This window comes from Blastococcus sp. MG754426, assembly GCF_021699055.1.
Taxonomy (GTDB): domain Bacteria; phylum Actinomycetota; class Actinomycetes; order Mycobacteriales; family Geodermatophilaceae; genus Blastococcus.
On record NZ_SSXC01000046.1, the window covers coordinates 1 to 26,061 of the forward strand.

A 26,061-nucleotide genomic window follows, 5' to 3' on the forward strand; every position below is an offset into this window, starting at 1 on the left:
AGTCGTAGGTGCGCGGTGCCCCCCGGCGGCTCCGGCCCCCGCCGCCCCGGCCTCGACCGGCCGCAGCCGCCGGGGGGCACCGCGCACCTACGACTTCCGCCGGCCGACCAAGCTCTCCCGCGAGCACGTGCGGGTCATGCAGATCGCGCAGGAGGGCTTCGCCCGCCAGGCGACGACGATCCTCACGACGTTCCTGCGCGCCGGCGCCCGCCTGGAGCTGGGTGGGATCGAGCAGTTCTCCTACGACGACTACATCGGGACCCTGCCCGACCCCACCTTCATCTCGACGTTCTCCCTGGAGCCGCTCGCCGGGAAGGGGCTGCTGGCCTTCCCGCTCGACATCGCCATGGCGATGGTCGACCACATGCTCGGCGGCTCCGGTGCCGCCGCCCAGCCCAACCGGCCGATGACGGCGATGGAGACCACCATCACCAACCACCTGCTGGACCGGCTGCTCGACGAGTTCGCCGCCTCGCTGGCGCCGGTGACCCAGATCCAGCCGGTGCTCGTCGGGCGGGAGTACAACCCGCAGCTCGCCCAGGCCGCGGCCGGCTCGGACACCGTGATGGTCGCGAGCTTCACGATGCAGGTGGGCAACCGCGAGGGCGAGGCCACGGTCGTGCTGCCGTTCTCCTCCTTCGCCCAGGCCCTGAACAACGCCGCCTCCCCGCAGCTCTCCGAGTCCGCGCTGCGCAAGCGCCAGCGCGCCCGCGAGGCCTTGATCGACCGGCTGAACCTGGTGCCGGTGGACGTGAGCGTCCGGTTCGCCCCGCTCACCGTCTCCTCCTCCGACCTGCTCTCCCTCGCCGTCGACGACGTGCTGCTGCTCCGCCACCCGCGGGACAGCCCGCTGGAGGTCACGACCAACGACGTGACGTTCGCCTACGCCATCGCCAGCAACCACCGGCGTCGCCTGGCCGCCTCGATCGTCCCCACCCCGCACGCTCCGCACGCCGCGAAGGACTCCGCATGACCGCGCCCCGCACCGATTCGCAGGACTCCCAGACCGTCACGGCGGTCGTCTCCGCGGCCGCCCGGGCGGCCGCCGCCCTGGTCCCCTCGACCTCGGTGCTGAGCGCCGGCGCCCCCGTCAGCGACCCCGACACCGTCCCGCTGCCGCCGGCGGCGGCGCTCGCGGTCACCGCCGGCCTGTCCGGCGAGGTGTCCGGCGACGTCGTGCTGGTGGTCTCCGGCGACGTCGTCGACGCGCTGCAGAACTCCCCCGTCGGGCACATGGACGTCTCCGCGGCCCTGCGGCCCGCGCTGGAGGCGGCCGCGGCCGCGCTCGGCCGGGTGCGGGTCGCCTCCGAGCGCACCGAGGAGCCGGTCGCCGCCCTCGACGGGCTGCGCGACAAGGGGATGTTCGTCGCCGTCCCGCTCCTGGGCGACGGCGAGCACCAGGCGACCCTCGCCCTCCAGGTGACCCTGCCCGCGGCGCGCGAGCAGCGGGGCAGCCTCGAGCTCCTGCGCCACGTGGCCATGGAGGTCACCGTCGAGATCGGCCGCACCCGCATGACCGTGCAGGAGCTGCTCTCGCTGCACCCGGGCGAGGTCGTCGAGCTCGACCGCGCCGCCAGCGCCCCCGCCGACCTCCTGGTCAACGGCACGCTGATCGCCCGCGGCGAGGTCGTCGTCGTCGACGAGGACTTCGGGCTGCGGATCAGCGAGATCGTCACCGACGCCGCCGAGCTGGGGGCCGCGGCCTCATGACCTGGATGATCATCCGGCTCTTCCTGTCCCTGGCGCTCATCGGCGGCGTCCTGTGGTTCGCCGCCCGGCTGGCGAAGAAGAAGGGGCTGGGCCAGGGCAACGGCGTCATCCAGGTCGTCGCACGCCAGCGGCTGGGCCGCGCCAGCACGGTGAACGTCGTCCGCGTCGCCGACGTCGTCCTGGTCATCGGGGCCACCGAGGAGCAGGTCACCCTGCTGGCGGAGGTCGACGGCGAGGCGGTCGACGCCGCCCTCGCCGAGCGCTCCCCCGCCCGGAAGCCCACCGGCGAGGCGGCCGGCGAGATCCCCGCGGTGCCGGCTGCCCGCCCCGCGCCGGACGGCGTGCTCGCCGGCTCGGTGCTGGACCGGAACAGCTGGGGCACGCTCGTCGACGAGCTGCGCGAGCGCACGGTCCGCCGGTCATGACCGCCGCCGTGCGCCCGCCCCGCGCGGGTGACCAGCGGGCACGGGGCCGCGCGCTCGTGGTGCTGCTCGCGCTGCTGACCGCCACCGTGGCGGCCGTCGTCCTCGCCGGCCCGGCCACGGCCGCCCCGACGGCGCCCACCGCGCCGACGGCGCCGACCGCCCCCGAGGTCGGCGGCGCCGTGGACATCTCCATCGGCAACGGCTCGCCGAGCAGCTCCATCACCCTGATCCTCGCGATCACGGTGCTGTCGGTGGCGCCGTCGGTGCTCCTGCTGGCCACCTCGTTCACCAAGATCATCGTGGTGCTGGGCCTGACCCGGAACGCGCTCGGCATGGCGACGTCGCCGCCGAACCAGGTGCTCACCGGGATCGCCCTGTTCCTCACGCTGTTCGTGATGGGCCCGGTCTTCTCCGACATCAACGAGGTCGCCGTCCAGCCCTACATGGACGGCGCGATGTCGGTGTCGCAGGCCTACGACGCCGGCGTCGTGCCGCTGCGCGAGTTCCTCCTGGACAACACCCGCGAGGACGAGCTGAAGCTGATGATCGGCCTCTCCGGCGAGCAGGCCCCGGCGGACGCGACGCAGGTCAGCATGACCACGCTGATCCCGGCGTTCGTGCTCTCCGAGCTCAAGAGCGCTTTCATCATCGGGCTGGTCATCTTCATCCCGTTCCTGGTGCTCGACATGCTCGTCAGCGCCGCCCTCATGGCGCTCGGCATGATGATGGTCCCGCCGACCATCGTGTCGCTGCCCTTCAAGCTGCTGCTCTTCGTCGTCGTCGACGGCTGGGCGCTGATCACCACCGCGCTGGTGGGTTCGTACGGAGGGGCGGGTTAGCCGTGTCCGACGCCGACGTCACCGAGATCGCCGCGCAGACCATGATGGTCGCCGCCAAGGTCGCCGCCCCCATCCTGCTGACCGCCCTGCTGGTCGGCTTCCTGATCTCGCTGTTCCAGGCGGCCACCCAGATCCAGGAGCCCACGCTCTCCTTCGTCCCGAAGATGATCGCCGTCGCGATCGCCATGCTGGTGACCGGGAACTGGGTGCTCTCGGAGCTGGTCAGCTTCACCCAGACCCTGTTCGACCAGCTCCCGGCACTGCTCGACCGGACGTAGCCGCGTGGACCTCTCGGTCCCGGCGGTCACGCTCGCGGCCCTGCTCCTCGGCACGGCGCGGGCCGCCGGCTTCGTCCTGCTCGCCCCGCCGTTCAACTCGCGGGTGATCCCTGCGCCGGTGAAGGGTGCGCTGGCCCTCGCCCTGGCGGTGCTGCTCTCCACCCAGATCGCGCCCACGCTGCCCGAGCCGACGGCCGGCTTCCTGCTGGTCACCGCCGTCACCGAGGTCGTCATCGGCGCGGCGCTCGGGTTCGTCGTGCAGGTGCTGTTCACGGCGGTGCAGATGGCCGGTGACGTGCTCGACGTCGTCGGCGGCTTCTCGCTGCAGCCGGGCTACGACCCGATGGCCATGACCCAGAACAGCTCGCTGGGCAAGCTGCACTACCTGCTGGCGACGACGCTGCTGTTCACCAGCGGCGGGCACCTGCTGATGGTCAAGGGCTTCGCGACCTCCTACGAGGGGCTGCCCGTGGGCGGGGACGTGCCCACCGACCAGATCGCGTCGGTGCTGATCACCGCGTTCTCGATGATGTTCCTGGCCGCGCTGCAGATCGCCGGGCCGATGGTGGCGGTGCTGCTGCTCGCCGACGTGGCGCTGGCCCTGCTCAGCCGCGCCGCGCCCGCCCTCAACGTCTTCGCCCTGGGCTTCCCGGTGAAGATCATGCTCACCCTGGCGATGCTCGGGCTGACCTTCCCGCTGCTCCCGCCGGCGCTGGACACGCTGCTCGAGCACGGCGCCCGCGCCATGACCTCGCTGCGCGGCGGCTGAGGGGGTGACGCATGGCCAAGGACGGACCGGGTGGTGAGAAGACCGAGGCGCCCACTCCCCAGCGCCTGAAGAAGGCGCGCACGGAGGGGCAGATCCCGCGGACCCAGGAGCTGGGGACGTGGCTCGGCGTGGCGGCGGCCAGCTTCCTGCTGCCGGTGCTCGTGGGCAGCGCGTTCGACGCGGTGCGGCAGCTGTTCGTGCACGTCGGGGCGGTGGCCGACGACCCGCAGGTCCACACGGTCACCGCGCTGCTCGGCAAGGCGCTGGTCGCGTTCCTCACCACGCTGCTGCCGACGGCGATCGCGCTCATGCTGGTGGGCCTCGTGTCGTCCGCGGCCCAGGGCGGGGTGCACCCGACGACCAAGCCGCTGCAGCCCAAGCTGAAGAAGTTCAACCCGCTGCCGGCGTTCAAGCGCATGTTCGGCACCCAGGGTCTCTGGGAGATGTCGAAGGCGCTGATCAAGACGGCGGCCCTCGGCACGGTCGTCATCGTCACCAGCGACCGGGCCCAGGCGCTGGTCTCCTCGGCGGGCTCGTTGCCGCTGTCGGCCGTCGCGGCCACCTTCACCGACTCGGCCGTGCTCATGTTCCGCGTCGTCGCCGTCACCGGCCTCGTCATCGCCGTCGCCGACTACGTCGTCGTGCGGAAGAAGATGATGAAGGAGCTGAAGATGAGCAAGTACGAGATCCAGCAGGAGCACAAGCAGGCCGAGGGCGACCCGTACATGAAGGCGCACCGCCGCGGGGTGCAGATGGCGATGTCGCGGAACCGGATGATGGCCGAGGTGGCCGACGCCGACGTCCTGCTGGTCAACCCGACCCACGTCGCGGTCGCGCTGAAGTACGACGCCGCTCAGGGCGCGCCGCGGGTGGTCGCCAAGGGCGCCGGCGAGGTGGCGGCCAAGCTGCGCGAGCGGGCCGCCGAGGCGCGGGTGCCGCTGGTCCAGGACATCCCGCTCGCCCGGGCGCTGCACGCCTCCTGCGACCTCGGCCAGGAGGTGCCGCCGCAGCTGTTCACCGCCGTCGCCCGCGTGCTGGCGTTCGTCATGCACCTGGGTGCCCGAGGCGTGCGGGGCGGCTTCCACCGGCCCGGGTTCGAGGCGCCCGACGTCACGGACCTGCCCAGAGCGGGCCGCCGCCGTCCCCCCGTCGCCGCCTGAGCACAGTGATGATCAGGTCACCTGATCGTTCCGGGTCCTGGCTCACCGTCGACCGTGAGCCAGGACCACACCAGGTGAGCCAGGACGGGCGCTCCCCGCCGAGGTACCGGCCCGTCGCCCGCCTGCCGATGAGGGAGGGGTGAGCCAGCGTCCCTCGTGCGAGCCCGGAGCGGGCGAGTGAAAGGCCTGGGCAAGGCCGCGGTCCCGATCGGCGTCGTGGCCATCGTCCTCATGCTCGTGGTGCCGCTGCCCGCTGCCGCGATGGACATGCTCATCGGGCTGAACCTGGCGATCTCGCTGCTGGTGCTGCTCGTCGCGATGCAGATCAAGCGGCCGCTGGACTTCGCCGTCTTCCCGTCGCTGCTGCTCATCGCGACGCTCTTCCGCCTCGCGCTCAACGTCTCCTCGACGCGGCTCGTGCTCACCGACGGCTACGCCGGCAAGGTGATCGAGGCCTTCGGCCACATCGTCATCGGCGGCTCGCTGGTCGTCGGCCTGGTGATCTTCCTGATCCTCACCATCGTGCAGTTCGTGGTGATCACCAACGGCGCCGGACGCGTCGCCGAGGTCGGCGCCCGCTTCACCCTCGACGCGATGCCCGGCAAGCAGATGGCGATCGACGCCGACCTCAACGCCGGGCTGATCAACGAGGCGCAGGCCCGCAAGCGGCGGCACGAGGTCACCGCCGAGGCCGACTTCTACGGCTCGATGGACGGCGCCTCGAAGTTCGTCAAGGGCGACGCGATCGCCGGCATCGTCGTCACGCTCGTCAACCTGATCGGCGGCTTCGCCATCGGCATGATGCAGCGCGGGATGGCGCCGGCCGAGGCGGTGAGCACCTACTCGCTGCTGACCGTCGGCGACGGGCTCGTCTCGATGATCCCGGCGCTGCTGATGTCCACCGCGACCGGCATCATCGTGACGCGCTCGGCCACCGAGGGCGACATGGGCAGCGACCTCATCGCCCAGCTCGGCCGGTTCAGGCAGCCGGTCCGCATCGCCGGCGGCGCGGCCCTCGCGCTGTGCCTCATCCCCGGGCTGCCCAAGCTGCCCTTCCTGCTCGTCGGTGTCCTCTTCCTCGTCATGGCCAGCCGGATGACCGAGCCGGAGGAGGTCGACGAGGAGGCCGAGGCCGCCGCGGCCGCCGCCGAGCTGGAGCCCGCCCCCGACTCGCCCGAGGCGATCGCCGAGCGGATGCGCGTCGACCCGCTCGAGCTCGAGGTGGCGTTCGACCTGGTCGACCTGGTCGACACCGCCCGCGGCGGCGACCTGCTGGACCGGGTCAAGGCGCTGCGGCGGAAGGTCGCCATGGAGACCGGCCTGGTCATCCCCCTGGTGCGCACGCGCGACAACCTCGACCTGCCGTCCTCGCAGTACGTCATCTGGCTCAACGGCGTGCCGGTCGCCAAGGGCAGCTCCCCCGTCGGCACGGTCCTGGCCATCGGCGACGCGCTGGACGGGCTGCCCGGCAAGCCCACCCACGAGCCGGTGTTCGGGCTGGCCGCCAAGTGGGTGCCCGCCGAGCTGCAGCGGGCCGCCGAGATGGCCGGCGCCACCGTCGTCGACCGGTCCTCGGTCATCACCACGCACCTGGCCGAGGTCGTCCGGCAGAACGCCGCCGACCTGCTCGGCCGCGAGGACGTCCGCCTCCTCGTGGAGATGGTGCGCCGCACGCACCCGGTGGTCGTCGAGGAGCTGACGCCGGCGCTGCTCACCCTGGGAGAGGTGCAACGCGTGTTGCACGCGTTGCTCACCGAGGGTGTGTCGATCCGCGACCTCGTGCGCATCTTCGAGGCACTCTCTGTGCGTGCCAAGCACTCCACCGACCTCGACGGACTCGTCGAGGCGGCCCGGACGGCGCTGGGCTCGGCGATCAGCCAGCCCTACGTCACGCCGGACGAGCGCCTGCACGTGTTCACGCTGGAGCCGGGGTTCGAGCAGCGCCTGCTCGAGTCGGTCCGCCAGACCGAGCTGGGTGCTGTCCTGGCGCTCGACGCCGGTGCGGTGGACGCCCTCGTCCACGGCTGCAGCGGCATGCTCGAGGACGCCGAGCGGCAGGGCCTGTCCCCCGTCCTCGTCTGCTCGCCTCAGGTCCGTGCGGCGCTCGCGCGGCTGATGCGCCAGATCCTGCCCCGGCTGCCGGTCATCTCCTACGCGGAGGTGTCCCGGACGGCCCAGATCGAGTCGCTGGGAGTGGTGAGCGGTGCCGTTGCGATCCGTTGAGGCCGCCACGCGCGACGACGCGATCGCGGCCGCGCGCGAGCAGTTCGGGCCGCACGCCCGCGTCGTCGGGGTGCGCCGGGTCCGCTCGGGCGGCGTCCTGGGCTTCTTCGCCACCGAGCGCTACATCGCCGAGGTGGCGCCCGACCAGTTCGCGCGCCCCGGCGTCCCCTCGCCGTCGGCGGGCCCCGCCCAGGCCACGCCCGTCGCCGCCTACGACTCCCCGCTGGCCGCCGCCGCCCCCGCGCGCGCCCGCACGACCGCGCCCGCCCGCAACGGCGCCGCCGCCTGGGCCGCGGAGGCCGCCCGGCCCGGAACCGCCGAGCCGGTGGCCCGGCGGGTTGCGCCCCGGTCGCCGGCCACGGACCCGGGGGCCGCGCCGTCCTGGTCGGCCGCTCCCGCCGCACCCCCCGCCCGGGACGACGAGCGGATCGACGAGCTGGCCGGTCTGCTGGGCGGCGCCGCACCCGCCGCGCCCACATCGGCCTACGGGCGGTCGACGGCGGCCCGGGCCACCTTCCCCAAGGCGACGCGCGAGCCCGCGCACACCCCGCGTCCGCACGTCACCACCCCGGTCACGCCGGCGCAGAAGGCGGACGCCGACGCCGCCCCCTCGCCGTTCACCGCCGCGCTGGCCCGCATGGTCTCCGGTGACCGTGACGTGCGCCAGGCCGTCGACCACGCGCTGGCCCAGCCGGTGGAGGCCGTCCCGGCCGCGCCGGACCGCGACCCGCTCGCGGCCACGCCGGCATCCCGGCCGTCCCTGGCCGCGGCCATCCGTTCAGCAGATCCGTCGAAACGGTCCCAGGCCGTGCAGCAGGAGGAGACCACGGTGAAGGACCAGGCCGCGGCGCCGCCCACCACGTCCACGAGCGGTGCCGAGGAGCTGCCCACGTGGGCGGCCACCCCGCGGGAGGCCACCGTGCCGGCGCCGTCCGCGCGCCAGGAGGAGATCGCCGAGGCGCTGCGCGACGCCCTGGCCCGGGGCCACTCCGACGAGGCGCTCGCCGGGATCCTGCGCAAGATGCTCGCCGGCGACTCCCCGCGCGAGGCGCTGGCCGAGCCGGTGCTCCCCGCCGCGGTGTTCGACGAGCCGGTGGCCCCGGTCGCGGTCCTCGACGAGCCGGTCGCGGTCTCCGACGAACCGGCCGCCCCGCCCGCGGTCCTCGACGAGCCGGTCGTCGTCGCCGATCCGCTCCGCGAGGAGCCCCCGGCCGGCCTGACCGCCGACCCCCTCTTCGCCCCCGTCGCCGCGCAGCCCCTGACGCCGGCTCCCCGGGCTGCCGAGCCGGTCGTCGGGACGTCCTCCTTGCTGTTCGGCGCCCCTGCCGCTCCGGCCCCCGCGCCGGCACCCGACCTGGCATGGTGGGGCAGCACCGCCGGCGGCTCCACGCTGTGGGGCGACCCCGTGCCCGCTGCCCCGGCCGCCGACGACGCGCCCATCTGGACCGACGTGCTGCTCGCCGCTCCGCAGCCGGTCGCCGACGCCGCGCCGGCGCAGGAGTTGCCGGCCGTCGAGGCGGTGACCGTGGAGCCCGTCGCGGAGGTGGCGGTCATGGAATGGCCGGCCGCCGAGGAGCCGGTCGCGGTCGAGCCGTCCTCCGACCCGTCCGCGGTCACCGAGGCGGTGGCCACGGAGCCGGTGGTGGCCGGGCCCGTCGTCGAGGACCCGGCGGTCGGGGACGTGGTGGCGGCTGCGGTCGAGGAGGGCGCCGTCGAGGAGGTCGCTGCCGAGGAGGCCGGCACGGCGCTCGCCGCGGACCTGGCCGAGGCCGCCCCGCTGCTCGCCCGGACCGCCAGCGACCCGGCTCCGCTGGGCATGTCCCTGGACGCCACCACCGTCATGCCGCGGGTCTCCCTGCTGCCCCCGCTGGCGGGTGCGCGGGGTCGCGGCCTGCCGCCCGTCCCCCCGTCGTCGGGGCGCCCGCTGGTCCCGCCGTCGCGGCCGGGGTCCTCCGCTCCGCGCGACGAGGTCGCCCCGGTGGCCGAGGAGGCGGGCAAGACCACCCCCGCGGCGCGGGCGCCCCGCAGCCTGGCGACCGTCACCCGCCTGCCCGTGGCCCCGCTCATGGCCGGCGACGACCACCCGGGGATGCCCGAGCTCGAGGACGACACCGACGTCCCGGCCGCACCGGCGCCCACCCCGCGGACCGCCGCGGTCCCGGCCACGGCGCACGAGGTCGTCGCCCGGCTGGGCGAGCTCGGCGTGCCGCGTGAGCTGCTCGGGGACGACGTCGTGGACCGCATCGAGGCCGACGGCACCTACGCGGCGCTCACCCGGGCGCTGACCGAGCGGCTGCCCGAGGCACCCCGGCTACCCACCGGCGCCGGCGAGGTGCTGCTCGTGGTCGGCCCGGGTGTGGAGACCCTCCGCGCCGCCCGGGCGCTGGCCGCCTCCCTGCGGCTGGACCCCGACCGGGTGCAGTGGGCGACGCGCGGTGATCTCGCAGGCCTGGCCCCCAAGGGCAGCCGGATGACCACGATCGACGCCGCCATCGACCGGCGGCAGGAGGCGGCCGACGCCGGCACGCTGACCATCGTCGCCGTCGACGTCCCGCTGCGCAGCGACGTGTACTGGATGTCGCAGATGCTGGCGATCTGGTCGCCGGTGGCGGTGTGGGCCGTCGTGGAGGCGACCCGCAAGCCCGAGGACCTCGAGCTCTGGCTGGACGGGCTGGCCCGCGTCGACGCCCTCGTCGTCCAGGACACCGACCTCAGCGCCGACCCGGCCGCCGTGCTGCAGCGGCTGACCGTGCCCGTGGCCCTCCTCGACGGCGTCCGCGCGACCCCGCACCGCTGGGCCTCGCTGCTCTGCGAGCGCCTGGACAGCCCGCAGGCATGAGCCCGTTCCGCTGGGACGTCCTGCTCGTCGGGTTCGTGCTGGCCGTGCCCGTGCTCGCGCTCGGGTTGCGCGGGGACTTCACCACCGAGGAGGTGGTGGGCCGGCTGCCGTGGTGCCTGCTCGCCGGCTGGGTCGTGGTGGCGCTGGTGCGGGCGGTCGCGGCACCGCCGAAACCCGCACCCAAGGGCCGGCGCCGCCGCCCGGCGGCCACCGCGGGCGCTCCGGTCGACGAGGACGCCGCCTAGACCGGAGCGGGCCCCGCCCCGGGTTTCCCTCGCGCTCTCGCTGCCGCACGAGGTGGCCGTGGTCGCCCTGGACGCGGCGCTGCCCGGAGGGCTGGTGCGGTGCGCGCCCGGCTCTTCGACGTCTCCGGGCGCCCCGGAGCCCGGCACGCGACGCGCGTGGTCGCCGCTGCCGACGGGCGCAGCGAGAGCGTGGGCGAGAGCCGCAGCCGGGTGATCCTGCAGCGCGATGCGGCTGGGGCCTCCGGCGCTGCAGCACGAGATCGGGTCGGCCGGCGGTGGCCTCGTGGCCCGGACCGGCAGCGCGTGGGAGGACGTCCGGCTGGTGGACGAGTTCGACGGCCGGGTGACGTACGGGCGGCTGCTGCGCCCGGGGCAGGACCCGACGATGCGGTGTTCGCCGAGAAGCGCCGGGAGGACGCCGCCCGCGACGAGGGTGGGTGTGGGCCGAGCTCGCCGTGCCCCACCGGCTCGCGGCCAGGTCCGGCGCGCGCCGGCGCACGCCGGCGGTGAGCCGCCCCGGCAGCCCGTTCCCAGCCCACGCCGGGCCCCCTCCCGGGGTGTTCCTCGCCGACCCGCCGTCCTGCACGACCGGCAGGGCGGGAGGAACGCCCCGGGAGTGGCGCGATCAGAGCGGCAGGTCCTCGAGCATCTCGGTCACCAGCGCGGCGATCGGCGAGCGCTCGGACCGGGTGAGCGTCACGTGGGCGAACAGCACGTGCCCCTTCAGCTTCTCGATGACCGCGGTGACCCCGTCGTGCCGGCCGACGCGCAGGTTGTCGCGCTGGGCGACGTCGTGGGTGAGCACCACGCGCGAGTTGCTGCCCAGCCGGGAGAGCACGGTGAGCAGCACGCCGCGCTCCAGCGACTGCGCCTCGTCGACGATCACGAACGAGTCGTGCAGCGAGCGCCCGCGGATGTGCGTCAGCGGCAGCACCTCGATGAGGTCGCGGGCGGCGATCTCGTCGAGCACCTCCTTCGACACCAGCGCGCCCAGGGTGTCGTAGACGGCCTGCGCCCAGGGCGACATCTTCTCGCCCTCGCTGCCGGGCAGGTACCCGAGCTCCTGCCCGCCGACGGCGTACAGCGGCCGGAAGATGACCACCTTCTTGTGCGCCCGCCGCTCCATCACCGACTCCAGCCCCGCGCACAGGGCCAGCGCCGACTTGCCGGTGCCTGCGCGCCCGCCGAGGGACACGATGCCGATCTCGGGGTCCAGCAGCAGGTCCAGCGCGACCCGCTGCTCGGCCGAGCGGCCGTGCAGCCCGAAGGCCTCCCGGTCGCCGCGCACCAGGCGCACCTTCTTGTCGGGCAGCACCCGGCCCAGCGCCGAGCCGCGGGAGGACAGCAGGACCAGCCCGGTGTGGGTGGGCAGCTCCGCCGCCGCCGGCAGGAACGCCTCCCCGGTCCCGTAGAGCTCGTCGAGCTCGGGATCGTCGAGGGAGAGCTCGGTCATCCCCGTCCAGCCGGCGTCCACGGCGTCCAGCACGCGGTACTCGTCGGTCTCCAGACCGACCGCCGCCGCCTTGACCCGCAGCGGGACGTCCTTGGTGACCAGGCAGACGTCCCGCCCCTCGGCGCGCAGGTTGAGCGCGACCACCATGATCCGGCTGTCGTTGCTGTCGTTGCGGAAGCCGGCCGGCAGCACCGACGGGTCGCTGTGGTTCAGCTCGACGTGCAGGGTGCCACCGCCCTCCCCCACCGGGACCGGCGCGTCCAGCCGGCCGTGGGCGACCCGGAGGTCGTCGAGGATGCGCAGCGTCTGACGGGCGAACCAGCCCAGCTCGGGGTGGTTGCGCTTGTCCTCCAGCTCCCCGATGACGACGAGCGGCAGCACCACGTCGGCGTCGCCGAAGCGCAGCAGCGCCCCGGGGTCGGAGAGCAGGACGGAGGTGTCGAGGACGAAGGTGCGGCGAGTCATCACGAGTCGGCTCCCGTGGGGCGGCGCCACGCAGGCGTGGCGGACCCCTGCTCGAAGGTGACCGGGCCCCGGCGCAGGGGCCGGGCACCGGCCCCCCTGGACGACGAACGCAGTCGCACCAACCGGGCCTCCCGTGGACGCCGAGGGCAGCTCGACGTCCACTGCCGACGCTAGGCCCGACCACCGACAGGAGCGCGCCCGCGCCGCACCCCGCAACCTGAAGTTCACCCGACGGGGTACCGCCGGCCACACCTGCCCCAGCGGGTGGCACGCACCCCGTGCCGGGACCCCGGCGCGACCGCGGGCGCCGGGGGGCTCGGGGGCGCTCCGTCAGCTGGACTCGCGGCGGAACCGGCGCACGCCGAACATCCAGCCGAGCACCGCCAGCAGCACGGTCAGGGCGACGCCCCACCACGCGGTCGCGGTGCCGTAGCCGCCGATGAAGAACTCGCGCGCCGCCTCGACGACGTGCTTGAACGGGTTCACGTCGCTGAGGGTCTGCAGCCAGCCCGGGGCCAGCGTCATCGGCAGCAGGATCCCCGAGAGGAGCACGACGGGGAACACCACCGCGTTGAGCAGCGGCGCGAACGCATCCTCGCTCTTGAGCGTCAGCGCGAGGGCGTAGGAGACGGCAGCGAGCGCCGCTCCCAGCAACGCGACGACGAGCAGGGTCAGCGCCACCCCCACCACCGGTGCCCGCAGCCCCAGGGGCACCGCGACCAGCACCAGCAGGACTCCCTGGGTGAGCAGCACGACGACGTCGCGGAGCACCCGGCCCAGCAGCAGCGCCGTGCGGCTGGCCGGGGTGACCCGCTGGCTCTCGATGACGCCGGCCCGCCACTCGGCGATGAGCCCGAAGCCGACGAACAGCGCGCCGAACATGCCAAGCTGCACGAGGATGCCGGGCACGAAGATCTGGTAGGCATCACCCGGGCCCAGCTGCTCGGCGAGCGGTTCGAGCAGCGGCCCGAACAGCACGATGTAGAGGATCGGCTGCATCAGGCTGATCACGAGCCAGGCCGGGTTGCGCAGCGACATGCGCATCGCGCGCGAGAAGACGGTGCCGGTGTCGCGCAGCAGGGTCCTCATCGCGCCGCCACCGCCCCGGCCGCGGCCGGCGCGGCCCCGGACTCGCGCAGCGACCGGCCCGTCAGGCCGAGGAAGACGTCGTCCAGGCTGGGCCGGCGGCTCTCGATCCCGCTGACGGTGACGCCGGCGGCGTCCAGCGCGCGCACCAGCTCCACCAGCGCGCTGCCGCCGTGCGGCACCCGGCCCACGACCCGGTCGGCGAGCAGCTGCGGCGGCTCGGCTCCCGGCAGCGCCCCGACCAGGCGGGCCACCTCGCCGAGCTGGTCGGGCCGCTCCGCCGTCACGGTCAGCACGTCCCCGCCCACCTGGGACTTCAACTGGTCGGGGGTGCCCTCGGCGACGATCGCGCCGTGGTCGATGACCATGATCCGGTCGCAGAGGGCATCGGCCTCGTCGAGGTAGTGGGTGGTGAGGAAGACCGTGGTGCCGCGGTCCTCGCGCAGGCCGCGGATGTGCTCCCACAGGTTCGCCCGCGCCTGCGGGTCCAGGCCGGTGGTCGGCTCGTCCAGGAAGACCAGCTCGGGCACGTGGATCAGGCCCACCGCGATGTCCAGCCGGCGGCGCTGGCCCCCCGACATGGCCTTGGGCTGGCGCTCCCAGAGCCCGTCGAGGTCGAGCTCGGCGAACAGCTGCCGGCCGCGCTCGGTGGCCTCGGCGGTGCTCATGCCGTAGAGCCGGGCGTGGTCGACCACCTCCTCGCCCGCCCGCGCCTCCGGGGCCGTGGCGCCGCTCTGCGAGACGTAGCCGATGCGACGGCGCACCCCGACCGGGTCGGTCCGCAGGTCGCAGCCGGCCACCGTGGCCGTCCCCGCGGTGGGCTCGAGCAGCGTCGTCAGCATCCGCAGCGTCGTCGTCTTGCCCGCGCCGTTCGGCCCGAGGAAGCCGACGATCTCACCGGGCGCGACGTCGAGGTCGACCCCGACGACGGCGTGGACCTCCTGCTTCCGCTTGCGGAAGGTGCGGGCGAGACCGCGGGCGTGGATCACGCGCGACAGCATCCACCGGTCCACCGACGAGCTTCCACCGGTTTCGCCGAGGGCGTCACCTCCGGCCGGTCACCAGCGGGCGTCGGGCCCGTCGGAGCGCCGGCGCACCGCCGGGCGCTCGACGGTGTCGGTGCGCTCCGACGGCGGCGGCCACCGGTGCGGCTCCCCGTGGGCCCGGCGTCCGTCGGCGGACCACCCCTCGTCGTGCCAGCGCTCGTCGTCGTGCCAGCGCTCGTCCGCCCGGCCGTCGTCGGTCCGCCCGTCGTCCTCCCACGCGTCGTCCTCCCACGCGTCGTCCTCCCACGCGTCGTCCGCCACCCGGCGTCGTCCCCCCCGGACCCGCGCCGCGCGGCGGGGTCGCAGCGCCACCAGCGCCCACACCACCGGGACGAGCAGCACCGGCCACTGCACCCCCGGGTCGCCGAACCGGACGAGCGCCAGCACGAGGAGCAGGGCCAGCCAGCCCGCGGTCCAGAGTCCGAGGAACCGGGCCTGCGCCGGGGTGCGGGCGGCCACGGGTCAGGCGGCCGGGATCTCGGCGGCGATCCGCTGCGGGGTGAGCGGCTCGTCGAGCAGGCGGACGAAGCGGTCGGCGACCGGCTGCTCGACCGGGCGGGCGTCGAGCCAGCGGGTGAGCAGGTCGAACCCCTCCACGTAGGTGGAGATGTAGGCCCGCCACAGCGGGTCGGTCAGGAAGCGGATTTGCTGCCGGGCGCGCTCGGGGCTGACCAGAGCCCACCGCTGCAGGTACGCCGCCACCTCGTCGGCGTCGGCACCGCGGTCGTGCAGCAGCACCGCGGCGTCCTGCCGGACCCGGTTGAGCGGGGCGGCCGCGGCGGCGATCCGCTCGGCCAGCGCGCCGTCGAACCGCAGCCCGAGGTCACCGAGGATCTCCTCCGACCAGGCGCCCCAGCCCTCGCCGATCGCCGCCGGGACGCCGAGGTCGGCCAGCCCCTCGGCCATCAGGCACTCGGGGGTGTTGACCAGGAACACCGTGTGCTCGAGCCGGCCGGTCCGCTCGACCAGCCCCTGCTCCTTGCGGCAGTGCTCGGTGTGGTGCCCCGGGTACGACTCGTGCGCCACCAGGTGGGTGAGCTGGGAGAGCCGGTGCGGCAGGTCGGCGTTGATCGCGACCCGGGACCGGTAGCCGCCCTCGTAGTAGTTGAACCCCGACCAGGGCTTGTCGGTGACCACCTCGTACCGGACGGTCTCGACCTCGGGCAGCCCGTACCGCCCGCGCACCCGGTCGCGCAGCGCGCTCGACAGGGCGTGCACCGCAGCCTCGAGCCGGTCCGGCGGGCACTCCTCCCGGCGCCGGTGGGCGGCGTACCGGTCGGCCAGCGTGCCGTCGCCGGGGAGCAGGCGGTCCAGCTCCGCGTGGGCGGCGGCGTACTCGCCCTCGTCACCGAGCCCGACGTCGACCTGGAAGTAGGCCTGCACCTCCTCCACGAAGCCGACCGGCTCCCCGCTCATCTTCCGCGCGCTGCACTCCAGGCCGGTGAGCTGGCCGCGCAGGAAGTCGGCGCGGTCGGCGGGCAGCTCGGCGGCGTCGAGCTCGCGCAGCAGCTCCCGCGCGCGGTCGCGCAGCTGCCGCGGGGTGGGCGCCGGCTCGTCCAGCACCTGCGCCCGCACCCGCGGGTCCCCGGTGTAGGCGTCGACGAAGCCGGCCTCCACGCGGTCGAAGCGCAGGCCCAGCCGCACGTACTCCAGGGCGACGTCGAGGGCTCCCGCGGTCATGGCGGCCAGTCTCGCAGCCGCCGTCACCCGCCGAAGCGGCGGTGCCGGGCCGAGTAGTCGCGCAGCGCGCGCAGGAAGTCGACGCGGCGGAAGTCCGGCCAGTAGACGTCGGTGAAGTGGAACTCGGCGTTCGCCGTCTGCCACAGCAGGAAGCCCGACATGCGCTGCTCCCCGCTGGTGCGGATCACCAGGTCCGGGTCGGGCTGCCCGCGCGTGTAGAGGTGCTCGGCGATGTGCTCGACGTCGAGCACCTCCACCAGCTCCTCCAGGGAGGTGCCGCGGGTGGCGTGCTCGCTCAGCAGCGACCGGACGGCGTCGGCGATCTCCCGCCGCCCGCCGTAGCCGACCGCCAGGTTGACCGTCGCGCCCGGGCGGTCGCAGGTGTCGCGCTCGGCCTGCTCGAGGACGGCGACCGTGCGCTCCGGCAGGACCTCCCGGGCCCCCATGCTGCGGATCCGCCAACGCCGCCCCGGCCGCGCCAGGTCGACGGCGACGTCCTCGATGATCGCCAGCAGCGCGTCGAGCTCGGACGCGGGCCGGCGCAGGTTGTCGGTGGACAGCATGAAGAGGGTGACCACCTGCACCCCGGCGTCGTCGCACCAGCCCAGCAGGTCGGCGATCTTGGCCGCCCCGCGGCGGTGCCCGTGCGCCACGTCCTCCAGCCCGATGGCCCGCGCCCACCGCCGGTTGCCGTCCATGATCACGCCCACGTGCCGGGGCACGTCGGCCCCGACCAGCGCCCGCGCCAGCCGCCGCTCGTACACCTGGATGAGAGCGTCACGGACCCGTCGACGCACCCCCACGCCGGTCACCCTAAGCCCCCCGCCACCCATCGGCCGGGAGCGCTCCCGGCCGTGGCGCGGGGGCGGTGGCAGCAAGCTCACAGGCCGCCGCGGATGACGCCGCACCCCGCTCTCCGTAGCCTCGGAGCATGAGTGTCCCCCCCTCCGAACGCGACCCCGTCCGGGTGGAGGCCGACGGGGCGGTGCTGGAAGCGCCCGCCGAGCAGGCGGCGGCCACCGTCGCCGCGGAAGGGCAGCGGGTCGAGCAGGCCTGGGACGCCAGCCACTTCGCCGACCGCGACTGGGAGCACCCCGACACCCGCCCCCGGGCACGGGGGTGGATCCACCTGTTCTCCTTCTTCGGCGCGATCGTCGCCGGTGCGGTGCTCATCCCGCTGGCCTCCGTCCAGGGCGCCCGCGCCGGCTGGTCGGTGACGGTCTACTGCCTCACCATCTGCGGTCTCTTCGGCATCAGCGCGCTCTACCACCGGCGGCGCTGGTCACCCCGCGGCTGGAAGATCATGAAGCGGCTCGACCACTCGATGATCTTCCTGTTCATCGCCGGCACCTACACCCCGTTCGCCCTCCTCGCCGTCGACCAGCCCACCGGCTACTGGGTGCTCGCCGGCGTGTGGGCCGGGGCCCTGGCCGGCGTCACGCTCAAGCTGACCTGGCCGACCGCGCCGCGCTGGGTCGGCGTCCCGCTGTACATCGGGCTGGGCTGGGTGGCGGTCTTCGTGCTCACCGACATCCTGCACATCGCCGGGGTCGCCTCGATGGTGCTGCTGGCCGTCGGTGGCGCGCTCTACACCCTGGGCGGGATCGCCTACGGCATCAAGAAGCCGAACCCGTGGCCGGGCACGTTCGGCTACCACGAGGTCTTCCACGCGATGACCGTCGTCGCGGCCATCTGCCACTACATCGCGGTGTACTTCGCGGTGTACTCGAGTCCTTTTGCCTGACTCCGTCAGACAACCGCGGCCAGCATCCGTCCCCGGCTTGCGCTGAGCTCTTGTCGTCCGTCCTCGGGGGACCCCCGGGCCCCGCTCGCCCGGACCGGCTGACGCCGGCCGCGGTCAGGAGAACGGTGCGCGCTGGTCCATGCGCACGGAGGCCCGGCCGGCGGTGCGCCAGAGCCTCGCCACGAGGTCGCGGTCCTCGTCGGAGACGAGGTTGCCCATGACCCGCAGGGCGACGGTCATGAGCGGGCGGGAGCGCATGCCGACCGGGCCGGCCAGGGGCAGGAAGCGGGGCACGGTGAGCAGCCCGGCCAGGCGCCGTGCGATGGAGAACGCCTCGCCGTAGTGCCGCCGCAGCGTCGCCGGCCAGGCCGCGGTCCAGTCGTCCTCGGCGAGCAGCCCGGCGAGAGTCCGGCCGGTCTCCAGCCCGTAGTCGATCCCCTCGCCGTTGAGCGGGTTGACGCAGCCGGCCGCGTCACCGACCAGGGCCCAGTTCCGGCCCGCGACGCCGGACACCGCCCCGCCCATCGGCAGCAGCGCCGAGGTCACGTCCCGGACCGGGCCGTCCAGCCGCCACTCCGCGCGCCGGGTCTCCGCGTAGAACTCCAGCAGCGCCTTGAGCTGCACCCCGGCCGGCCGGCGGGCGGTCGCCAGCGTGCCCACGCCCAGGTTGACCTCGCCCGCCTCCCGGCCCAGCGGGAACACCCAGCCGTAACCCGAGAGCAGCTCCCCCTCGGTGCCGCGCAGCTCCAGGTGCGAGCTGATCCACTCGTCGTCGCTGCGACCCGAGCGCACGTAGCTGCGCGCCGCCACGCCGTAGGCGGTGTCGCGGTGCCACTCCCGGCCCAGCAGCCGGCCCAGCGGCGAACGGACGCCGTCGGCCACGACCAGCCGCCGGCAGCCGATCGTGCGCGTCGCGCCGTCGGCGTCCTCGAACACCACCGCGCGCACGCGGTCGCCGTCGCGCTCGACGTCCACGGCCCGGGCGCCGTCGACCGGGACCGCCCCCGCGTCGACCGCCACCTGCCGGATGCGGGCGTCCAGCTCCGTGCGGGGCACGGCGCTGCCGTGGTCGGGGTACGCCCCACCCGGCCACGGCAGCTGCCACTCCCGGCCGAACCCGGCGGCGCGCAGGCCGCGGTTGCGCGTCCTGGACCGCGCCCACTCCCCCAGGCCCAGCCGGTCCAGCTCGGCGATGGCCCGCGGCGTCAGCCCGTCACCGCAGGTCTTGTCCCGCGGGAAGACGGCGGCGTCGGCGAGGACGACGTCGGAACCGGCCCGGGCCGCCCACGCGGCGGCCGCGGCCCCGGCCGGGCCGGCACCCACCACGAGGACGTCGGTGGCTGCGGGGCGGGCGGCGCTGGTCGGCACGCCGCCCAGTGTCCCCGAGGCCCCGGACGGGTGTGCGGGGCCTCGGGGGGAGGGGTCCCGCTGCTACTGCGGACCCCGGCCGCGGACCTCCTCGACCGACGCCATGGCCTCGCGCAGCTCGGTCAGCCAGTCGTCGGCGTGCCGGCCCACCAGGCGCACCGCCCAGACCAGCGCCTCCGACCGGGAGCGGGCCACCCCGGCGTCCACGAGCGTGTCGAGCACCAGCCGCTCGGGCTGGCGGAGGCGCGTCATCACCGGCACCGACGCGTGGGTGAAGAGCCGGCGGGTCTCCCCGCAGGCCGCGCCCCAGGCCACCGAGCGGCCGTAGCGCTCCTGCGCGGCGTCGGCGATGGCCATCCGGCGACCCCGCGTCTCCTCGCGGAACCGCTCGATCCGGCCGGCCCGGGCTGCATCGGCGTCACCCTCACCGGCCGACGGCTCCGCCAGGGTGCCGACGACGGTGATCTCGTCGCGGTCGATGGTGAGCTCGACGGGGCCGGTGAACCAGTCGTCGGGCAGCCGCCCGGCGAACCAGCCGGCGACCTCCGCCCGGTCGACGGGGGGTGCGACGTCCTGCCCCCGTCCCCGCGGCCCGCGTCCGCGGCCCCGGCCGAACCCTGGCCCCAGGGGCATGTCGGCGAAACGATGTCCGTGCATGGCGACCTCCCGGTTCGCTCTGATTACACGGTTGCAGCGTAAGCACAGAACAACGCTCGCGGCGACGGTCGGAGTTGCGCCGAGAGCGGACGAACGCGACGCACGTCGCGGAAGTCTCCCGAGGAAAGACTGGATTCGTTCCAGAGAAGGCGTCAGGATGTCCCCGTGCCCGACTCCGTGGAACTCGGCCGCGAGCTGCGCGCCGTGGGCCTGCGCGTCACCCGCCCGCGACTGGCGGTGCTGGACGCCGTCCACGCGCACCCGCACCTGGACACCGATGCCCTGATCGCCGCCGCCCGCGAGCGGCTGGGCGCCGTCTCCCACCAGGCGGTCTACGACGTCCTGCGGGCCCTCACCGACACCGGCCTCGTGCGGCGGATCCAGCCACAGGGGTCGGCCGCCCGGTACGAGGCCCGCGTGGGCGACAACCACCACCACCTGGTCTGCCGCGACTGCGGCGCCATCGTCGACGTCGACTGCTCGGTCGGCGCCGCCCCCTGCCTCACCCCGTCCGACGACGCCGGCTTCGTGGTCGACGAGGCCGAGGTCGTCTTCTGGGGCCGCTGCCCCGCCTGCGCCACCGCCCGACCCGCTGACCGATCCGCCCATCCCGAGGAAGGCACACCGTGAAGGACGAGACCAACAAGGTCGTCACCGACAGCACCAGCGAGAGCGAGAACCCGGCGATCCCGTCGCCGACGCAGGTCACCAACCGCCGTCCCCAGAGCAACCGGGACTGGTGGCCCAACCAGGTCGACCTGTCGGTGCTGAACAAGCCCTCGAAGGACTCCGACCCCCTCGGCGACTTCGACTACAAGGCCGCGGTCGCCGCGCTGGACGTCGAGGCGGTCAAGCGCGACGTCGTCGAGGTCATGCGCACCTCGCAGGACTGGTGGCCGGCCGACTGGGGCCACTACGGGCCGCTGTTCATCCGCATGTCGTGGCACGCCGCCGGCACCTACCGCATCGCCGACGGGCGCGGCGGCGGCGGCCAGGGCGCCCAGCGCTTCGCCCCGCTGAACAGCTGGCCGGACAACGCCAACCTGGACAAGGCCCGCCGGCTGCTGCTGCCGGTCAAGCAGAAGTACGGCCGCGCCCTCTCCTGGGCCGACCTGCTGGTGCTGGCCGGCAACGTCGCGCACGACGACATGGGCCTGCAGACCTTCGGCTTCGCCTTCGGGCGCGAGGACACCTGGCAGCCCGAGGAGGTCTTCTGGGGGCCCGAGGACACCTGGCTCGGCGACGAGCGCTACGCCGACGACGCGCCGCTGGACCTCGACGAGGGCCACCTCGCCGCCGTCACCATGGGCCTGATCTACGTCAACCCGGAGGGCCCGAAGGGCCAGCCCGACCCGGTCGCCTCCGCGCACGACATCCGCGTCACCTTCAGCCGCATGGGGATGACCGACGAGGAGACCGTCGCCCTCATCGCCGGCGGCCACACCTTCGGCAAGACGCACGGCGCCGGCAACCCGGAGCTCGTCGGCCCCGAGCCCGAGGGCTGCCCGGTGCACGGGAACGGCCTCGGCTGGATCAACCAGCACGGCACCGGCAAGGGCGCCGACACGATCACCAGCGGCCTCGAGGGCGCCTGGACGCCGACGCCGACCACCTGGGACAACACCTACTTCGAGATGCTGTTCAGCTACGAGTGGGAGCTCACCGAGAGCCCCGCCGGCGCCAAGCAGTGGAAGCCGTCGAACCCCGAGGCGCAGGAGCTCGTCCCCGACGCGCACATCGAGGGCAAGAAGAACCCGCCGATGATGGCCACCACCGACCTGGCCCTCATCAAGGACCCGGGCTTCCGCGAGATCTCCCGGCGGTTCTACGAGGACCCCGAGTACTTCGCCGACCAGTACGCCCGCGCCTGGTTCAAGCTGCTGCACCGCGACATGGGCCCGAAGAGCCGCTACGTCGGCCCGGACGTCCCGGCCGAGGACCTCATCTGGCAGGACCCGGTGCCCGCCGTCGACCACGAGCTCGTGGGTGAGGCGGAGATCGCCGACCTCAAGCAGCGGCTGCTCTCCTCCGGCCTCACCGTGCCACAGCTGGTGCACACCGCCTGGTCGGCCGCCGCGTCCTACCGCGGCACCGACAAGCGCGGCGGGGCCAACGGCGCCCGGCTGCGGCTGGAGCCGCAGATCAGCTGGGCGGTCAACGCGGGTGTCCAGGACGTGCTGCCGGTGCTGGAGCAGGTCAAGGAGTCGTTCGAGTCCGAGACCGGCAAGAAGGTCTCCCTGGCCGACCTCATCGTCCTCGGCGGCTCGGCCGCGGTGGAGAAGGCGGCGGCGGACGCCGGCGTGCAGGTGACCGTGCCGTTCCACCCGGGCCGCACGGACGCCTCGCAGGAGCAGACCGACGTCGACAACTTCCGCTGGCTGGAGCCGCGGGCCGACGGCTTCCGCAACTGGATCGCACCGGGCAGCAAGCTGCAGCCGGAGACGCTGCTCGTCGACCGGGCCTACATGCTCGAGCTCACGGCCAAGGAGATGACGCTGCTGGTCGGCGGGCTGCGCGTGCTGGGCGCCACCACCGGCGGTGTGCAGCACGGCGTCTTCACCGACCGGCCGGGGGTCCTCTCCCAGGACTTCTTCCGGAACCTGCTCGACCTGGGCATCCAGTGGCGCACCTCGGCGGACGCCGAGGACGTCTACGAGGGCCTGGACGCCGACGGCACCGTCGTCCGCACGGCCACCGCGGCCGACCTGGTGTTCAACTCCAACTCGATCCTGCGCGGGATCGTGGAGGTGTACTCGGCCGACGACGCGAAGGAGAAGTTCGTCCAGGACTTCGTCGCCGCGTGGGTGAAGGTCATGGAGCTCGACCGCTTCGACCTGCACGCCTGATCCGCTCCGCAGACGCCCCGGCCCGCCTCGTGCGGGCCGGGGCGTCCGCGCGTGCGGGTCAGGGCGCCTCGTAGACCTCGATCTCGGCGGCGCCGGTGTTGCCGCCGGTGGTGGTCTCCGCGTCGATCCGCAGGATGCGGCCGGTGACGGCGTCGTCGAGGACCACGGTCCCTCCCGCCCCGAACGGCCCGTAGGTCGGCCCGCCGTCGACGGTGACGGTGAACGTCTCGACGACGGCGGTGCCATCGCCCATCGACCGGCTGCGCAGGGCCAGCCCCACGACGTCGACGGCCCGCCCGAGGTCGAGGGTGATCGACGCGTCGTCGCCGTCGCCGTCGCTGGACCACTCCGTGGCGGGATCGCCGTCCACGGCGTTGCCCGCGGCGAAGGCCCCGGAGAACTCGGAGCTGACGTCGGCGACCGCGGCACCGAGCGCAGCGTTCTCCCCCGGCGGCTCGGGGGCCTCCGCGTCCGGCGTCCGGAAGCTCATCAGCCCGCTGCGGTAGAGCCGGCCGTCGGCGCCGGAGCCCTGCACCCGGTAGAAGTACTCGGTGCCGGGCTGGAGCCCCCGCATCACCGCACGGTGCTCCGCATGGGCGCCACCGCCCATGTCGGAATCCGTGGCGATCCCCTCGCCGAGGGACTCGTCGCGACCGAACACGACCGCGCAGGCCATGTCGATCCCGGTGGTGACCTGCAGCGTCGCCGACGTCCCCGACGGGTCGGGCAGCACGACCGGCGCCTCGGCGAAGACCTGCTCCGCCGGGAGCACCGCCGGCCCGCCGGACGCCGGCTCACCGCCGCACCCGGCCAGGACGACGACGGCGAGGGGCGCCGGCAGCAGCCTGCGGACGACGGGGGTCACGCCCCCGTCAACGGCCCGGCCGGGGAACGCGTTCCGGCGCGCGGGCCCGCCGGGTCAGCTCCGGTCGCCCTCGTCGCGGCGCGGGGCCTCGATGGCCAGCGGCGCCCGCCGCAGGGTGTCCAGCAGCTCCTGACCCGGCTCGCGGTCCTCCTCGAGGCCGGCCGGCGAGTCCGGGACGACGACCCGCGGCTCGCGATCGTCCGCGTCGAAGCTCCGCGGCAGCCGCTTCAGGTGGCCGCTCATCGACTTGACCAGGAGGGCGCTGGCGACGAGCAGCAGCACGAGCAGCAGCAGCCCGAACGGGCCGGACTTGCCGACGTCCTGCGGCGCCTGCTGCTGGGCGAGGACGAGCAGGTCCAGGGCGGTGGTGGTGGTCATCGGGCGGTCACCTCGCTGCGGATGCCGGTGAACAGGTCGTCCTCGGGGGTGGGCGTGCCGACCAGCGAGCGGGCCAGCTCGTAGTCCTCGGTGGGCCACACCTGCTGCTGGGTCTCCACCGGGCAGGCGAACCAGCGACCCTCGGGATCGATCTGGGTGGCGTGCGCGATCAGCGCCGCGTCGCGGACGGGGAAGTACTCGGCGCACGGGACGCGGGTGGTGACCCGGTGGGAGATGTCGTGCGCCGGGTCCCAGTTGGCCAGCCACTCGGCGTACGGGGACTCCGCACCGGTCGCGAGGATCGCCTCGTGCAGCGCCTTCGTGCGCGGGAGCGTGAAGCTCATGTGGTAGTAGAGCTTGCTGACCTGCCACGGCTCGCCGAGCTCGGGGTACCGGTCGGGGTCGCCGGCCGCCTCGAAGGCGTGCACCGAGATCTCGTGGGTCTTGATGTGGTCCGGGTGCGGGTAGCCGCCGCGCTCGTCGTAGGTGGTCATCACCTGCGGCTTGAACCGGCGGATGAGCGCCACCAGGGGCGCCGCGGCCTCCTCGACCGGCACCAGGGCGAAGCACCCGTCGGGCAGCGGGGGCAGCGGGTCGCCCTCCGGCAGGCCCGAGTCGACGAAGCCCAGGAACTCCTGCTCGATCCCGAGGATCTCGCGGGCGCGCGCCATCTCCTCGACCCGGATCTGCGGGAGCCGCTCCCACACCTCGGGCCGGTCCATCGCCGGGTTGAGCACCGAGCCGCGCTCGCCCCCGGTGGCGGTGGCCACCAGGACGCGGGCACCCTCGGCCACGTACTTCGCCATCGTGGCGGCGCCCTTGCTCGACTCGTCGTCCGGATGGGCGTGCACGGCGAGCAGGCGCAACTGGTCGGGATCGGTCACGCGCACAGTGTCCCTCGCCGGGCGGCGGTGGTGGCGGACGCCCACCCGGGCGTCGCCGGAGACCCGCAGGTCAGCCACCCGTCCGGGCGGAACGTGTCGTCCGTCACGCACCGGCGGGCTACCGTGCCACCACCGGCGAGGGCCGTCGCAGCGGTGCGGCAGGCCCCGCCGCGGTGTTAGCTTGGCCGTTCGACCGACGGCCGCTCCCGCACGGGGGGCGGCCTCCCGAGTTTTCAGGAGTACCCCACGTGTCCACCCCCACTGACGAGCAGGACCAGGGCATCTGGCTCACCCAGGAGGCCCACGACCGGCTGAAGGCCGAGCTCGACCAGCTGGTGGCGAACCGCCCGGCGATGGCCGCCGAGATCAACGCCCGCCGCGAGGAGGGCGACCTCAAGGAGAACGGCGGCTACCACGCCGCCAAGGAGGAGCAGGGCAAGCAGGAGGGCCGGATCCGCCAGCTCACCGACCTGCTGCGCAAGGCCCGCGTCGGCGACGCCCCGAAGACGGCCACGGACGCCGCCCTCGGCACGGTCATCACCATCCGGTTCGCCGGGGACGACGACACCGAGAAGTTCCTGCTCGGGTCGCGGGAGATCGCGGGCACCACGGAGCTCACGGTCTACTCCCCCGAGTCGGCGCTCGGCTCGGCGATCATGGGCGCGGCGCCCGGCACCTCGGTCACCTACCAGGCCCCGAACGGCAAGGACATCACCGTCGAGGTCGTCGCGGTCGAGCCGTTCGTCCCCTGACCGGCACGTGAGCGCGCCGCGCGCCCGCTCCCGGCGGGCGGAGAACACCGGCTTCCCCTGCGTGCACTGCACGGCACCGGTGCCGGCCAACACCGACGGCCACTACCGCAACCACTGCCCGTACTGCCTGTGGTCGCTGCACGTCGACGAGTTGCCCGGTGACCGGGCCAGCCGGTGCCGGCAGCCCATGGAGCCGATCGGGCTGGTCGAGAAGTCGGGCAAGGGCTGGCAGGTGGTCCACCGCTGCACCGCGTGCGGCCACCGCCAGCCCAACCGGCTGGTCCGCGACGGCGACGCCCCCGACGACCTGGACCTGGTGCTCTCGCTCCCCTGGCTCTGACCGCCCGCC

The 26,061-nt window shown here is 74.3% G+C and carries 26 protein-coding genes; 15 read left to right on the forward strand and 11 right to left on the reverse strand.

What is annotated here, in order from left to right:
• The 10 genes from E9549_RS14790 to E9549_RS14835 all read left to right on the forward strand — a co-directional run.
• Positions 1-973, forward strand: a 973-nt coding sequence (locus E9549_RS14790; protein ID WP_236827307.1) for a flagellar motor switch protein FliM, incomplete at its 5' end; no start/stop codon positions are given.
• Complete coding sequence (fliN, locus tag E9549_RS14795) at positions 970-1,710, forward strand: flagellar motor switch protein FliN (protein WP_236827308.1); 741 nt, start codon at positions 970-972, stop codon at positions 1,708-1,710. The genes E9549_RS14790 and fliN, both read left to right, overlap by 4 nt.
• Positions 1,711-1,715: 5 nt before the next feature.
• A complete protein-coding gene (locus E9549_RS14800; protein ID WP_236827309.1) occupies positions 1,716-2,135 on the forward strand; it encodes a flagellar biosynthetic protein FliO in 420 nt (139 codons plus the stop codon).
• Entirely contained in the window at positions 2,132-2,974 is an 843-nt protein-coding gene (gene fliP / locus E9549_RS14805) for a flagellar type III secretion system pore protein FliP (RefSeq protein ID WP_236827310.1), read from the forward strand. The genes E9549_RS14800 and fliP overlap by 4 nt, the downstream gene beginning before the upstream one ends.
• A 2-nt stretch (positions 2,975-2,976) precedes the next feature.
• Complete coding sequence (gene fliQ, locus E9549_RS14810; RefSeq protein ID WP_236827311.1) at positions 2,977-3,252, forward strand: flagellar biosynthesis protein FliQ; 276 nt, start codon at positions 2,977-2,979, stop codon at positions 3,250-3,252.
• A gap of 4 nt (positions 3,253-3,256) precedes the next feature.
• A complete protein-coding gene (fliR, locus tag E9549_RS14815) occupies positions 3,257-4,021 on the forward strand; it encodes a flagellar biosynthetic protein FliR (RefSeq protein WP_236827312.1) in 765 nt (254 codons plus the stop codon).
• An 11-nt stretch (positions 4,022-4,032) separates the two neighbouring features.
• Positions 4,033-5,181 (forward strand): flagellar biosynthesis protein FlhB, encoded by a 1,149-nt coding sequence (locus E9549_RS14820; protein ID WP_236827313.1) that lies wholly within the window; start codon positions 4,033-4,035, stop codon positions 5,179-5,181.
• A 177-nt stretch (positions 5,182-5,358) separates the two neighbouring features.
• A complete protein-coding gene (flhA, locus tag E9549_RS14825; RefSeq protein ID WP_236827314.1) occupies positions 5,359-7,404 on the forward strand; it encodes a flagellar biosynthesis protein FlhA in 2,046 nt (681 codons plus the stop codon).
• Positions 7,385-10,243, forward strand: coding sequence for a hypothetical protein (locus E9549_RS14830; protein ID WP_236827315.1), 2,859 nt, complete (start codon positions 7,385-7,387; stop codon positions 10,241-10,243). The genes flhA and E9549_RS14830 overlap by 20 nt, the downstream gene beginning before the upstream one ends.
• On the forward strand, positions 10,240-10,488 hold the full coding sequence (locus E9549_RS14835) for a hypothetical protein (protein ID WP_236827316.1): 249 nt from the start codon (positions 10,240-10,242) through the stop codon (positions 10,486-10,488). Before E9549_RS14830 ends, E9549_RS14835 begins: the two co-directional genes overlap by 4 nt.
• A 625-nt stretch (positions 10,489-11,113) precedes the next feature.
• On the opposite strand, the gene E9549_RS14840 is transcribed toward E9549_RS14835, so the two are convergent.
• The 6 genes from E9549_RS14840 to E9549_RS14865 all read right to left on the reverse strand — a co-directional run bounded on the left by E9549_RS14840 (position 11,114) and on the right by E9549_RS14865 (position 17,021).
• Entirely contained in the window at positions 11,114-12,406 is a 1,293-nt protein-coding gene (locus E9549_RS14840; protein ID WP_236827317.1) for a PhoH family protein, read from the reverse strand.
• 330 nt (positions 12,407-12,736) lie between these two features.
• A complete protein-coding gene (locus tag E9549_RS14845) occupies positions 12,737-13,495 on the reverse strand; it encodes an ABC transporter permease (RefSeq protein ID WP_236827318.1) in 759 nt (252 codons plus the stop codon).
• Positions 13,492-14,493: an ATP-binding cassette domain-containing protein gene (locus E9549_RS14850; RefSeq protein WP_236827319.1), complete on the reverse strand. Its 1,002-nt coding sequence runs from the start codon at positions 14,491-14,493 to the stop codon at positions 13,492-13,494. The genes E9549_RS14845 and E9549_RS14850 overlap by 4 nt, the downstream gene beginning before the upstream one ends.
• 57 nt (positions 14,494-14,550) lie before the next feature.
• On the reverse strand, positions 14,551-14,997 hold the full coding sequence (locus E9549_RS14855) for a hypothetical protein (RefSeq protein ID WP_236827320.1): 447 nt from the start codon (positions 14,995-14,997) through the stop codon (positions 14,551-14,553).
• A 3-nt stretch (positions 14,998-15,000) separates the two neighbouring features.
• Positions 15,001-16,218 carry a DUF885 family protein gene (locus tag E9549_RS14860; RefSeq protein WP_236827321.1) on the reverse strand — a complete coding sequence of 406 codons (1,218 nt, stop codon included), beginning with the start codon at positions 16,216-16,218 and terminating at the stop codon, positions 15,001-15,003.
• Between the two features lie 23 nt (positions 16,219-16,241).
• Complete coding sequence (locus tag E9549_RS14865; protein ID WP_236827322.1) at positions 16,242-17,021, reverse strand: isoprenyl transferase; 780 nt, start codon at positions 17,019-17,021, stop codon at positions 16,242-16,244.
• A 128-nt stretch (positions 17,022-17,149) separates the two neighbouring features.
• Between E9549_RS14865 and E9549_RS14870 the strand changes: the two genes are divergently transcribed.
• A complete protein-coding gene (locus E9549_RS14870; protein WP_236827323.1) occupies positions 17,150-17,962 on the forward strand; it encodes a hemolysin III family protein in 813 nt (270 codons plus the stop codon).
• 114 nt (positions 17,963-18,076) lie between these two features.
• Here E9549_RS14870 and E9549_RS14875 read toward each other — a convergent pair whose 3' ends face one another.
• On the reverse strand, positions 18,077-19,330 hold the full coding sequence (locus tag E9549_RS14875; RefSeq protein WP_236827324.1) for a geranylgeranyl reductase family protein: 1,254 nt from the start codon (positions 19,328-19,330) through the stop codon (positions 18,077-18,079).
• Positions 19,331-19,393: 63 nt separating this feature from the next.
• Positions 19,394-19,963 (reverse strand): hypothetical protein, encoded by a 570-nt coding sequence (locus tag E9549_RS14880; RefSeq protein WP_236827325.1) that lies wholly within the window; start codon positions 19,961-19,963, stop codon positions 19,394-19,396.
• Positions 19,964-20,152: 189 nt separating this feature from the next.
• Here E9549_RS14880 and E9549_RS14885 point away from each other — a divergent pair, with 189 nt between their 5' ends.
• Entirely contained in the window at positions 20,153-20,617 is a 465-nt protein-coding gene (locus E9549_RS14885; RefSeq protein ID WP_236827326.1) for a Fur family transcriptional regulator, read from the forward strand.
• Positions 20,614-22,833, forward strand: coding sequence for a catalase/peroxidase HPI (gene katG, locus E9549_RS14890; RefSeq protein ID WP_236827327.1), 2,220 nt, complete (start codon positions 20,614-20,616; stop codon positions 22,831-22,833). The genes E9549_RS14885 and katG overlap by 4 nt, the downstream gene beginning before the upstream one ends.
• A 58-nt stretch (positions 22,834-22,891) precedes the next feature.
• Here the strand turns inward: katG and E9549_RS24230 are convergent, their stop codons facing one another.
• Genes E9549_RS24230 through mca form a run of 3 tightly spaced genes read right to left on the reverse strand, consistent with a single transcriptional unit; the run spans position 22,892 to position 24,960 of the window.
• The gene (locus tag E9549_RS24230) at positions 22,892-23,698 is read right to left on the reverse strand and encodes a discoidin domain-containing protein (protein ID WP_236827328.1); all 807 of its coding nucleotides are present in this window, start codon (positions 23,696-23,698) and stop codon (positions 22,892-22,894) included.
• A gap of 54 nt (positions 23,699-23,752) precedes the next feature.
• Positions 23,753-24,076: a hypothetical protein gene (locus E9549_RS14900; RefSeq protein ID WP_236827329.1), complete on the reverse strand. Its 324-nt coding sequence runs from the start codon at positions 24,074-24,076 to the stop codon at positions 23,753-23,755.
• Positions 24,073-24,960: a mycothiol conjugate amidase Mca gene (gene mca, locus E9549_RS14905; RefSeq protein WP_236827330.1), complete on the reverse strand. Its 888-nt coding sequence runs from the start codon at positions 24,958-24,960 to the stop codon at positions 24,073-24,075. Before mca ends, E9549_RS14900 begins: the two co-directional genes overlap by 4 nt.
• A gap of 248 nt (positions 24,961-25,208) precedes the next feature.
• Between mca and greA the strand changes: the two genes are divergently transcribed.
• A complete protein-coding gene (greA, locus tag E9549_RS14910; protein ID WP_236827331.1) occupies positions 25,209-25,712 on the forward strand; it encodes a transcription elongation factor GreA in 504 nt (167 codons plus the stop codon).
• Positions 25,713-25,719: 7 nt separating this feature from the next.
• Positions 25,720-26,052, forward strand: coding sequence for an RNHCP domain-containing protein (locus E9549_RS14915; RefSeq protein ID WP_236827332.1), 333 nt, complete (start codon positions 25,720-25,722; stop codon positions 26,050-26,052).
• Positions 26,053-26,061 lie beyond the last annotated feature (9 nt).

Coding starts and splice junctions, on each gene's coding strand:
- fliN (WP_236827308.1), top strand. CDS start 970: ATGACCGCGCCCCGCACCGATTCGCAGGACTCCCAGACCGTCACGGCG.
- E9549_RS14800 (WP_236827309.1), top strand. CDS start 1,716: ATGATCATCCGGCTCTTCCTGTCCCTGGCGCTCATCGGCGGCGTCCTG.
- fliP (WP_236827310.1), top strand. CDS start 2,132: ATGACCGCCGCCGTGCGCCCGCCCCGCGCGGGTGACCAGCGGGCACGG.
- E9549_RS14820 (WP_236827313.1), top strand. CDS start 4,033: ATGGCCAAGGACGGACCGGGTGGTGAGAAGACCGAGGCGCCCACTCCC.
- E9549_RS14835 (WP_236827316.1), top strand. CDS start 10,240: ATGAGCCCGTTCCGCTGGGACGTCCTGCTCGTCGGGTTCGTGCTGGCC.
- E9549_RS14840 (WP_236827317.1), bottom strand. CDS start 12,406: ATGACTCGCCGCACCTTCGTCCTCGACACCTCCGTCCTGCTCTCCGAC.
- E9549_RS14845 (WP_236827318.1), bottom strand. CDS start 13,495: ATGAGGACCCTGCTGCGCGACACCGGCACCGTCTTCTCGCGCGCGATG.
- E9549_RS14850 (WP_236827319.1), bottom strand. CDS start 14,493: ATGCTGTCGCGCGTGATCCACGCCCGCGGTCTCGCCCGCACCTTCCGC.
- E9549_RS14860 (WP_236827321.1), bottom strand. CDS start 16,218: ATGACCGCGGGAGCCCTCGACGTCGCCCTGGAGTACGTGCGGCTGGGC.
- E9549_RS14870 (WP_236827323.1), top strand. CDS start 17,150: ATGAGTGTCCCCCCCTCCGAACGCGACCCCGTCCGGGTGGAGGCCGAC.
- E9549_RS14880 (WP_236827325.1), bottom strand. CDS start 19,963: ATGCCCCTGGGGCCAGGGTTCGGCCGGGGCCGCGGACGCGGGCCGCGG.
- E9549_RS14900 (WP_236827329.1), bottom strand. CDS start 24,076: ATGACCACCACCACCGCCCTGGACCTGCTCGTCCTCGCCCAGCAGCAG.